At 71.8% G+C, this 12,205-nt stretch carries 3 protein-coding genes; 1 reads left to right on the top strand and 2 read right to left on the bottom strand.

The features are described 5' to 3' along the window. The coding region (locus tag ABIA33_RS37705; protein WP_370088691.1) for a LuxR C-terminal-related transcriptional regulator at positions 1-144 on the top strand (144 nt) is incomplete at its 5' end. A gap of 74 nt (positions 145-218) precedes the next feature. Here the strand turns inward: ABIA33_RS37705 and ABIA33_RS37710 are convergent. Both ABIA33_RS37710 and ABIA33_RS37715 read right to left on the bottom strand, forming a co-directional pair. Next, positions 219-980, bottom strand: coding sequence for a thioesterase II family protein (locus ABIA33_RS37710; protein ID WP_370088687.1), 762 nt, complete (start codon positions 978-980; stop codon positions 219-221). 140 nt (positions 981-1,120) lie between these two features. Beyond that, positions 1,121-12,205 (bottom strand): type I polyketide synthase (locus ABIA33_RS37715; protein ID WP_370088689.1); only part of this gene is annotated, 11,085 nt, incomplete at its 5' end.

A 12,205-nucleotide genomic window follows, 5' to 3' on the forward strand; every position in this document is an offset into this window, starting at 1 on the left:
GAAATCGCCCGCGACCTGTTCATCACCGTCAGCACCGTCGAACAACACCTCACCCGCGTCTACCGCAAACTCAACGTCACCCGACGCAGCGACCTACCAGGCGAGCTGTTCCTGGCGACGACAGGCAGCGCCAACTCGGCCTGACCCAGCAGGTTCCGAGGCAGCGATCGGCGACCAGGCCCCACCCGCTGGGGGGCTTGGTCGCCGTTGCTGTGCGGTCAGCCGACGTAGGTCGTCAGCCGCTCGGTGATCTCGGCGAGCACCGCCTTCTGGTGCGCGGCGAGGTAGAAGTGGCCGCCCGGGAAGACCCGGATCGAGAAGTCCCCCGTGGTCTCGTCCGACCAGGCGCGGGCCTCGTCGACGGTCGACTTGGGGTCGTCGTCGCCGATCAGGGTAACGATGGGGATGCTCAGTGGTCCGCCCGGCTCGCGGCGGTAGGTCTCGATGGCCCGGTAGTCGTTCCGGATGGCCGGAAGGATCATTCGGAGGATCTCCTCGTCGCCGAGCAGCGCCGTGTTGGTGCCGCTGAGCGTCTTCAACTCGGCCACCACACCATCGTCGTCGCGCCGGTGGACGAACTCTTCGCGGTATGTTCCGGGACCGCGCCGTCCGGAGGCGAAGAGCACAGCGGGCGGCTGCCCGTCGGCTTCGAGCCGACGGGCCAGCTCGAAGCCGAGGACCGCGCCCATGCTGTGGCCAAAGATCGCCAGCGGTCGGTCGTCCAGCGGGCGCACCATCCGGTGGACCAGGTCCGCCAGCTCGCCGATGCTGTCCACGCTCGGCTCGGACCTGCGGTCCTGGCGCCCGGGGTACTGGACCGCGAGGACTTCGATCCCGGGCGACAGCGCCGCCGAGACCGGGTGGTAGAAGCTCGCGGAGCCACCGGCGTGCGGCAGGCACAACAGGCGCACCTTACTGTCCGGAGCCTGGTGGAAGCGGCGGATCCAGAGGTCGTACTCGGTGCTGGACGGCGCGGTCATCGGTCCCTCGTTCCCTTACTGTGTGACACATCATCAATTTGACTTCGGCAGTGGACTACAGCCGACTGCCAAGCCGTCCCGGCCCGCGGGGGAAGGCGGGCCGGGACGGCGGTACGGGGGCGCCGCTCGTCGCGGCGCGTTCAGCACACCTCGCGCAGCCAGCCCTCGATCAGCGCGGCGGTTTCGGCGGCGTGCTCCTCCATGACGGTGAAGTGGTCGCCCCGGCCGTCCAGGGTGGTGTGCTCCAGCGGCCAGGACGACTGCGGTCCGGACGCCTGGGGCCAGGACTCCCGCGCACCGGACGCCTCCGGTGCGGCCCCGCCGACGCCGTGGCCCGGGGCCGTGAGCGGCTCGGTGGCGCGGACCAAGAGGGTGGGCGCGGCGATCTCGGCCGGTTCCCGGTCGGCGAACAGCCGGATGTAGCCGCCCATGGCGGTCAGTCGGGCGTCGTCCATCGGGACGTAGGCGCCCTCGCGCGCCAGCATCGCGCCGGCCAGGACCGGGAGCAGGTCCTCGGCCCGGCCGTCGCCGTCGAAGGGGTAGGTGTCCACCAGGACGACACCGGACGGGCTCGCGCCCAGTTCCTCAAGCCTGGCAGCCGTGGACTGTGCGAGCAGACCACCGGTGGAGTGCCCGAGGAGTACGAACGGGCCTCCCCCGGTGGCCCGCAGGACGGCCTGCGCGCCGAGTTCGAGGATCGCCTCCGCGGTGGCGGGCAGCGGCTCGCCGTCCACGAAGCCGGGCAGCGGGAGCGCGGAGACCGCGCGCCTGCCGCGGAAGGCCGCGGCCAGACGGGCGTACTGGTGCGGACCCGAGATAGCCAGCAGGGAGGGCAGGCAGATCAAGGCGGGGCCTTCAGGGCCTTCGGACAGCCGGATCAGGTCCATTGACTGGCGGGTCGCCTCGGCGGTGTCGAAGGAGGGCCGGAAGCGGGAGGCAGCGAACAGCAGCTCCATGAACTCCTGGCTCCTGCCGCTCTCGGTGGCATGCCGCAGCATCACCCCGATGCTGCCCGAGGGGCGGTCGGCGGCAGGACCCGTAGCGGCATCGGCGCCGGGGGTACCGGCCGAGGCGAGTTGCTCCCGCACCCGGTCGGCCAGGGCCCTCGGGTTGGGGTGGTCGAACAGCAGCGTGGCCGGCATCCTCAGGCCGGTCGCCGCGTTGAGGCGGTTGCGCAGTTCCACGGAGGTGAGCGAGTCGAAGCCCAGCTCCAGGAAGTCCCGTTCGGCGTCGACGGCCTCCGGTCCCGGATGGCCGAGCGTGGCGGCGGCCTGGACGCGCACCAGGTCGAGGACGATGCCGTGCTGCTCCTGCGCCGAGCATCCGGCGAGTCGATCGAGCAGCGCGGCAACCGAGGCCTGCCCGGTGTTGGCCGCCCGGCGGGCGGGGAGGCGCAGCAGGCCGCGCAGCAGCGCCGGCACCTGCCCGGTGGAGGCGGCCTGGGCCCGCAGGCCGGCGAGGTTCAGCCGGGCCGGGATGAGTACCGCAGTGTCCATTTCGGCCGCAGCGTCGAACAGGGCCAGGCCGTCCTGCGGGGACAGCGGGGCGATGCCGCCGCGGGCGAGGCGCTGGAGGTCGGCCTCGCCAAGGCGGTCGCCCATGCCGTCGCCTTCCGCCCACAGCCCCCAGGCCAGGGAGGTCGCCGCGAGGCCTTGAGCGCGCCGGTGCTCGGCGAGGGCGTCCAGAAAGGCGTTGGCGGCGGCGTAGTTGGCCTGCCCGGGCGCGCCGAGGACGCCAGCGACCGAGGAGAACAGCACAAAGGACGCGAGGTTATGATGCTGCGTCAGCTCGTGCAGGTGCCAGGCCGCGTCCGCCTTGGGGCGCAGCACCCGGTCGACCCTCTCCGCGGTGAGGGAGGGAACGGCTCCGTCGTCGAGGACGCCTGCGGCATGCACCACGGCGGTCAGCGGGTGTTCGTCGGGCACGGCCGCGAGCAGCGCGGCGACGGCGTCGCGGTCGGCCGCGTCGCAGGCGGCGAGGCGGACGTCGGCGCCCAGTTCGGTCAGCTCCCGGCGCAGTTCGGGGGCGCCCTCGGCCTGGTCGCCCCGGCGGGAGAGCAGCAGCAGGTGGCGCACGCCGCGCTCGGCGACCAGGTGCCTGGCCAGCAGCCGGCCCAGCGATCCGGTGGCGCCGGTGATGAGCACGGTGCCGGACGGGTCCCAGCCGGGCTGGTCGGGGGCGGCGGCCGGGGCCGGCGGAGTCGCCGGGCCCACCCGAGCCAGCCGAGGGGCTAGCAGGGTTCCCGCACGCAGGGCGAGTTGGGGTTCGTCGACGGCCGTCACAGCAGTCAGTGCCCGGTACGACTCCGCGTCGTCGTCCAGGTCGAGCAGGACGAAGCGGTCGGGGTTCTCGGTCTGGGCCGAGCGCACCAGACCCCAGAGGGCGGCTGAGGCCAGGTCCGGTACGTCCTCTCCCGGTCCGGTGGACACGGCACCTCGGGTGACGAGGACCAGCCGCGAGGCGCCGGTGAGCTCCTCCGCGAGCCATGCCTGGACCAGCTCCAGCGCCCGATGTGCGGCGTGGTGCGCGGCCGTAGCGACGTCCTGGCCCGTGTCGGCGCCGGCCGGGCAGAGCGCGAGAACGCTCCCGGGCATCGGCGCACCCGTTGCCACCGCCCCGAGCAGCGAGGCGAGGTCCGGGTGGGCGGCGGGAAGGACGCCGGCGCTCCGTAGTGCGGCGGTCACCGCCGAGCCGTCCGGGCCCAGCACGGCCCAGCCCGCGGCGGCCGAGGAGGGTCCGGCGGGGGCGGGCACGCTGACCCACTCCTGGCGGAACAGCGAATCGTGGTGACCGCTGCCGGCCGGGACCAGGTGCTCGGCGGAGATCGGGCGCAGCACCAGGGAGTCGATGGACGCCACCGGGCTTCCGGTGGCGTCCGCCACGTCCAGTGCCAGCGCGTCGCGCCCGACGGCGCGAAGCCGCACGCGCAGCTCGGACGCCCCTGCGGCGAGCAGCGACACACCGCTCCAGGCGAAGGGAAGCCGTCCGCTCCCGGTGTCCTGGAGCAATCCGCCGAGGCCCAGGGTATGCAGCGCGGAATCAAGGAGGGCCGGGTGCAGGCCGAACGCGGCGGCCTGCCCGGCGGACTCCTCGGGCAGCGCCAGTTCGGCGAAGAGCTCACCGTCGCGGCGCCAGACGGCGCGCAGCCCCTGGAACGCAGGGCCGTAGCTGAAGCCGAGCGCATCGAAGCGGGCGTACAGGCCGTCCACCGACACCGCCTCGGCGCCCTGCGGCGGCCACTCGGCCAGGTCGAAGGTCCGGCCCGGCGTGCCGGGAGACACCACGCCGGTGGCGTGCCTGGTCCAGGGCAGGTCGAGCGGAGCGCCTTCCGGTCGCGAGTGCAGACTGAGCCGGCGCCGCCCGGAATCGTCCGGCGCGCCGACGGCGACCTGCAGTTGGACGGCTCCATGCTCGGGCAGGACGAGCGGCGCCTCCAGCGTCAGTTCCTCCAGCCGGTCGCAGCCGACCTGGTCGCCGGCCCGGATCGCCAGCTCCACGAAGGCCGTGCCCGGCAGCAGCACCGCGCCCATCACGGTGTGGTCGGCGATCCAGGGATGGGTGTCGAGAGCGAGCCGGCCGGTGAAGAGGTGGCCTTCGGCATCCGCCAGGGCCACGGAGCCACCGAGCAGCGGGTGGTCGGCCGAGCCGATCCCGACCGCCGTGACGTCACCGGGGTGTCCTGCGTATGCCTTGGGCCAGTAGCGCTCGCGCTGGAAGGCGTAGGTGGGCAGGTCGATACGCCGGGCGTCGCGCCCGGCGAAGACGGCCGGCCAGTCCGGCTTGCCGCCTCGAACGTGCAGCTGGGCCAGGGCGGCCATGCACGTCTCCGCCTCGGAGCGGTCGCGGCGCAGCGTCGCCGTGAAGGCGGCGTCGCCGGTCGTCTCACCGGCCAGGCAGTCCTGGGCCAGAGCGGTCAGTACTCCGTCGGGGCCGAGCTCCACGAAGGTCCGGACACCCTCACCCTCCAAGGTCCGCACGGCGTCGCAGAAACGGACGGCCTCGCGGACGTGCCGCACCCAGTACTCGGCCGAGCACAACTCCTCTGCCGAGGCGAGCGCACCGGTCAGGGTGGAGACGATCGGGATGCGCGGCTCGTGGAACTCCAGGCCCTCCGCTGTCTTGCGGAAGTCGGCCAACATGCCGTCCATCAGCGGCGAGTGGAAGGCATGGCTGACGGTCAGCCGCCTGGTCTTCCGGCCTTGCCGCTCGAAATGCGCAGCAACCGCGAGAACTGCGTCCTCGCTGCCCGAAACCACGACCGACGCCGGGCCGTTGACTGCCGCGACGGCCGCCTGATCCCCGCGACCGGCAAGCAGCGGCAGCACCTCAGCCTCGGTGGCCTGCACCGCCACCATCGCGCCACCGGAGGGCAGTTCCTGCATCAATCGGCCACGAGCGGATACCAGCGCCGCAGCGTCGGCCATCGACAGCACACCTGCGACATGTGCGGCCGCCAACTCGCCGATCGAGTGCCCCATCAGGAACTCCGGGCGCGCACCCCATGACTCCAGCAACCGGAACAGCGCCACCTCGACCGCGAACAGCGCGGGCTGAGCGTAGACGGTCTGGTGGATCAGATCGGACTGGGCAGACCTCTCCCCCGCGTGGACCACCTCCCGCAGCGGACGTTCCAGATGCCTGTCCAGCTCCGCACAGAGCGCGTCGAACGCCTCAGCGAACACCGGGAACGCCGCATACAGTTCGGCTCCCATGCCGACGCGCTGGCTGCCCTGCCCCGCGAAGAGGAAGGCCGACCGGCCCGAGGACCCGGCCGTGCCGCGCACCAATTTCGCCGCCGACTCCCCTCGTGCCAGAGCCTCCAGGCCCCGGCGCAGCTCCACCGGGTCCGCGCCCACTACTGCGGCCCTGTGCTCGAGTACCGCCCGTGTCCTCGCGAGCGAGAACCCGACATCCGCAACGTCGAGGTCCGGCTCGGCGTCCAGGCGCGCCAGCAGCCGTTCGGCCTGGCCGCGCAGGGATTCCGCCGAGCGGGCCGACAGCACCCACGGCAGCGCCGTGGAGGCAGCCGTGGAGGCATCCGAGGCTTGCGGCGAGATGTCGGTCTGCTCGGTCGACGGCTGCGGCTCCTTTGCCGCGAGGGGAGCCTGCTCGAGGATGACGTGCGCATTGGTTCCGCTGAAGCCGAACGAGGACACCCCGGCCCTGCGCGGCTGCCCGGTCTCCGGCCACGGCCGTGCCTCGGTCAGCAGCTCGACAGCGCCCGCCGACCAGTCCACGTGCGTGGACGGCTCCCCGACGTGCAGGGTCTGCGGCAGCACGCCGTGCCGCATCGCCAGCACCATCTTGATGATCCCGGCGGCGCCGGCGGCGGCCTGCGTGTGAGCGATGTTGGACTTCAGCGAGCCCAGCCAGAGTGGCCGGTCCTCGGAGCGCCCCTGGCCGTAGGTGGCCAGAAGCGCCTGCGCCTCGATCGGGTCGCCGAGCCTGGTGCCGGTGCCGTGCGCCTCCACGGCGTCGACCTGCTGACCCGTCAGCCCCGCCGAGGCCAGGGCCTGCCGGATCACCCGCTGCTGGGAGGGTCCGTTGGGGGCGGTAAGGCCGTTGCTGGCACCGTCCTGGTTCACCGCGCTGCCGCGAACGATCGCCAGCACCGGGTGCTCGTGGCGCAGCGCGTCCGACAACCGCTCCACCAGGAGCATGCCGACGCCCTCACCCCACCCCGTGCCGTCCGCGTCGTCCGAGAACGCCTTGCAACGCCCGTCAGCAGAGAGGCCCCGCTGCCGGCTGAACTCCACGAACGTGCCGGGCGTGGCCATCACGGTCACGCCTCCGGCCAGCGCCATCGTGCACTCGCCCGACCGCAGTGCCTGCACGGCAAGGTGCAGAGCCACCAGGGAGGAGGAGCAGGCCGTGTCGATGGTGACGGCGGGGCCCTCCAGCCCGAGAGTGTAGGACACCCGGCCGGAGGCGACGCTGCCGGAGCTGCCGGTGCCGACGTGCCCCTCGAAGTCCTCGGCCGCGCTGAGCAGCAGCGATCCGTAGTCGTGGTACATCACCCCGGCGAAGACTCCGGTCCGGCTGCCACGGGCCGAGTTCGGGTCGATGCCTGCGCTCTCGAATGCCTCCCAGGAGGTTTCCAGGAGCAGCCGGTGCTGCGGGTCCAGCGACACGGCTTCGCGCGGCGAGATCCCGAAGAATCCGGGGTCGAACTCGCTGGCGTTGTGCAGGAAGCCACCCTCGCGGGTGTAGGAGGCGCCTTGCTGATCGGGGTCGCTGTCGTAGAGGGCTTCGACGTCCCAGCCGCGGTCACCGGGGAAGCCCGAGACGCCGTCGACACCGTCGGCGACCATCCGCCACAGGTCCTCGGGCGAGGCCACACCGCCCGGGAAGCGGCAGGCCATGCCCACGATGGCGATCGGGTCGTCATCGGTGGCGACCGCTGTCCGGACCGGGACATCGTCGGAGGGCAGAGTGCCCAGCACCTCGCCACGCAGCAGATCGGCGAGGGCGGCCGGATTGGGGTAGTCGAAGACCAGAGTGGCCGGGAGGCGCAGGCCGGTGGCTGCGTTCAGGCGGTTGCGCAGCTCGACCGCCGTCAGCGAGTCGAAGCCGAGGTCCTTGAAGGCCCGGTCGGCGTCCACCGCGTGCGAGCCGGCGTAGCCCAGCACCGCGGCGGCCTCGGAACGAACCACCTCGAGAAGCGCCGCCTCACGCTCGGCCTCGGGCAGAGCCGCGAGCCGTTGCGCCAGCGGAGAGTTGCCGCCCGAGCGCATGCCCGCTTCAGCCGTCCGCCGCAGCGGCATCCGTAGCAGACTGCGGAGCAGCGGCGGCAGCATGCCGGAGTCGGCCTGCGCTCGCAGACCCGCCAGGTCGAGCCGGATGGGCACCAGCAACGCTTCGTCCGCCCCTGCGGAGACGTCGAACAGGTGCAATCCCTCTGCCGGCGACAGCGCGGCCACGCCGCCTCGCGCCATCCGCTGGGCGTCCGAGCTGCCCAGGGCGCCGCCCATGCCGCCCGTGCCGCCCTCGTCGGCCCACAGGCCCCAGGCCAGGGAGGTGGCGGGAAGGCCGAGCGCGCGCCGGTGCTGGGCCAGAGCGTCCAGGAAGGCGTTCGCTGCTGCGTAGTTGCCCTGGCCACCAGCGCCGAACACCCCGGCCGCGGAGGAGAAGAGGACGAACGCCGACAGGTCGAGGTCCGCGGTCAGTTCGTGCAGGTGCCAGGCCGCGTCCACCTTCGGACGCAGCACGCCGTCGATCCGCTCCGGGGTCAGCGAGGAAATCACGCCGTCATCCAGGACACCGGCCGTGTGGACGACCGCAGTCAGCGGGTGTGCAGCGGGCACCGAGTCCAGGAGCGCGGCCAGCGCGTCGCGGTCCGCGACATCGCACGCCGCCACCGTCACCTCCGCGCCCAGCTCCTGCAGGCTTTCCTCCAACTCGGCCACGCCATTGGCAGCCCGACCCCGACGCGACACCAGCAGCAGACGCCGTGCACCGTACTGCGCTACCAGATGACGGGCCATCAGTCCGCCCAGCGAACCCGTCGCACCCGTGACGAGCACCGTGCCCTCGGGGTCCAGGGCCACCTGCGCGGCGTCAGCGGCCACGGGCAGCCGCGCCAACCGCGCGGCGTAGGCCACGCCCGCCCGTATCGCCAACTGCGGCTCGCCCGAAGCAATCGCGGCAGGCAGCGCATCACACGAAGCGGCGTCCTCATCGAGGTCGACCAGGACGATGCGGCCGGGGTTCTCCGACTGGGCTGAACGCACCAGGCCCCAGATCGCTGACGACCCGAGATCCGCCACCTCGTCGCCCACCCGGGTGGCAATCGCGCCCCGGGTGACGAGGACCAACTGCGAGGGGGCGAAGGCGTCCTCGGCCAGCCATTGCTGAAGGAGGGCCAGCACCTCGTGCGCACGCTGGTGCGCCGTCCCGGCGACGTCCGCATCGGCGTCGGCGTCGACCCCCGCGACGACGAACGGCACGACGATGGTGTCCGGCGCCGTGGCTCCAGCGGCGACCGCCTCGGCCAACGCACATGCGTCGACGTACTCAGCCACCTGGCCGAGGCCCAGGGTGTTGTTGCTGCCCAGCACAACCCAGCGGTCGGTGGCAGAGCCGGTCAGAGATCCGCTCGGCATCGTCACCGCCGACCAGTCCATACAGAACAGCGACTCGTGATGGGCGATGCGCCCGGCCGACAGCTGGTCGGCTGCGAACGGCCGCAGCACGAGGGATTCCACGGAGGCCACCGGGGCTCCCGTGCCGTCGGCGACGGCGAGCGAGACCGCATCGGGGCCCTGCGGTGCGATCCGCACCCGCAAGGTGGAGGCGCCCGCCGCGTGCAGGGAGACCCCGGACCACGCGAACGGCAACCTGGCCTGCCCGGTGTCCTCCAGGACGCCACCGAGACCGATCGCGTGCAGCGCCGCATCGAGCAACGCCGGGTGCAGACCGAACTGGCCAGCCTGCGCCCAGCTCTCTTCCGGCAGCTCAACCTCGGCGAACACCTCACGGCCGCGCCGCCATGCCGCCCGAAGGCCCTGGAACACCGGCCCGTAGGAGAACCCAGCGGCTGCGAAGCCTTCGTAGAGCAAGTCGACGGCTAGGGCCTCCGCATCCGCCGGGGGCCACTCAGCCGCGTCGAACGCGGTAACTGCCGCACCTGAGGTGAGGAGCCCGACGGCATGCTGGGTCCAGGGCTGGTCGGCGGGCGCATCCTCGGCCCGGGAGTACAGGCTGACGGTGCGCCGACCCGAGTCGTCCGGGGTCCCCACCCATACCTGGATTTGGATCCCGCCCTTGTCGGGCAGGATCAGTGGTGCCTCCAGTGTCAGTTCTTCCAGGCGGTCGCAGCCGACCTGGTCGCCGGCTCGGATCGCCAGCTCGACGAAGGCCGTGCCCGGCAGCAGCACCATCTCGCCGACAGCGTGGTCGGCCAACCACGGATGCATCTCCAGCGACAGGCGCCCGGTGAACAGGTGGCCGTCCCCGTCCGCCAGAGCGACCGACGCGCCCAGCAGCGGATGGTCGGCCGACCCCAGGCCGGCCGAGGCGACATCGCCGACCCACCCGGTGTACGGACGCGGCCAGAACCGCTCCCGCTGGAAGGCATACGTCGGCAGGTCGACACGCCGCGCACCACGCCCGGCGAACACCGCCTCCCAGTCCACCTTCACCCCGCGCACGTGCAACCCGGCCACGGCCGCCGTCAAGCTCTCCGCCTCGCCACGGTCCCGGCGCAGGACCGGCACGACCTCGGCCGCGACGTCGTCGTCCAGGCAGCCCTGGGCCATGGCCGTCAGCGTGCCGTCCGGGCCCAACTCCAGGAACGTACGGACGCCTTCGGCCTCCAGAGCCTGGACGGCGTCATGGAAGCGGACGGCCTCGCGGACATGGCGCACCCAGTACTCGGGCGAGCACAGCTCCTCCGCCGAGGCGAGCACCCCGGTCAGGGTCGAGACGACCGGAATGCGAGGAGCATGGAACTCCAGACCCTCCGCCACCTTCCGGAACTCCGCCAGCATGCCGTCCATCAGCGGCGAGTGGAACGCATGACTGACCGTCAGCCGCTTGATCCGGCGACCATCGGCCTCCAGGAGTGCGGCAATGTCCAGGACCGCGTGCTCGCTCCCAGAGACCACTAGCGAGTTCGGGCCGTTCACCGCCGCAATGCTCACGTCGGCCTCGTGGCCCGCAAGCAGCGGCAGCACCTCCGCCTCGCTAGCCTGCACCGCCACCATCGCCCCACCACTCGGCAGCGCCTGCATCAACCGACCACGCGCCGCAACCAACACAGCCGCATCCGCCAACGACAACACACCCGCAACATGCGCCGCCGCCAACTCACCGATCGAATGCCCAGCCACGAAATCCGGCCGCACACCCCACGCCTCCACCAGACGGAACAACGCCACCTCAACCGCGAACAGCACCGGCTGGGTGAACCCCGTCTCATGGATCAGACCAGCCTCCCCGGAACCCTCAGCCGCGAAGACCACCTCCCGCAGCGGACGATCCAAGTGCCGGTCCAGCTCCACACACACAGCGTCGAACGCCGCCGTGAACACCGGGAACGAGTCATACAACTCACGCCCCATCCCCAGCCGCTGACTGCCCTGCCCCGCGAACAAGAACGCGACCTTGCCGCCAGGACCCGCCGACACACCGACCGTGGCGCTGCCCGGGGTCTCCCCGCGCGCGAGCGCGTCCAGCCCCTCCAACACTCCTTCGCGGCCCCGCACCACCAACGCCGCACGATGCTCAAACACCGACCGCGCCGTAGCCAACGAATAGCCCGCATCCACGACGTCCAGCTCCGCGCGCGCAGCAAGATGCACCCGCAACCGCTCAGCCTGACCCCGCAGAGCCTCCGCCGTCCGAGCCGACAACACCAGCGGCACCACCGAGGACATCACCGGCGACTCAGGTGCGACCTCCGGCTCCTCCTCCTCGGCCTCAACGGCCTCAACAGGAGATGCCTGCTCCAAAATTATGTGCGCGTTGGTACCGCTGAAGCCGAACGAGGACACACCCGCCCGACGCGGCTGCCCCGTTTCCGGCCACACCTGCTCCTGGCTCAGCAGCGACACCGCGCCCGCCGACCAGTCCACATGCGACGACACCTCACCCACGTGCAGACTCTGCGGCAGCACACCATGCTGCATCGCCAACACCATCTTGATCACACCAGCCGCACCCGCCGCCGCCTGCGTATGACCCAGATTCGACTTCACCGACCCCAGCCACAACGGCCGATCGTCAGAATGCTCTCGCCCGTACGTGGCCAGAAGAGCCTGCGCCTCGATCGGGTCACCCAAGGACGTCCCCGTGCCGTGCGCCTCGACGGCGTCGACCTGATCAGCCGTCAATCCAGCCGATGCAAGTGCCTGCTTGATCACGCGCTGTTGTGAGGGTCCGTTCGGCGCAGTCAGACCGTTGCTCGCGCCGTCCTGGTTGACGGCGGACCCGCGAACAATCGCCAGCACCGGATGCCCGTTACGCCGCGCATCCGACAGCCGCTCCACCAGCAGCATCCCGACACCCTCACCCCACCCCGTGCCGTCCGCATCATCCGAAAACGCCTTGCAACGCCCATCCGCCGCCAACCCACGCTGCCGACTGAACTCCACGAACGTCCCCGGCGTCAGCATCACCGTCACACCACCGGCCAACGCCAACGTCGACTCACCCGACCGCAACGACTGACACGCCAAATGCAACGCAACCAACGACGACGAACACGCCGTATCGATCGTCACCGC

The organism is Streptacidiphilus sp. MAP12-16, assembly GCF_041262165.1.
In the GTDB taxonomy this organism is placed as follows: domain Bacteria; phylum Actinomycetota; class Actinomycetes; order Streptomycetales; family Streptomycetaceae; genus Streptacidiphilus.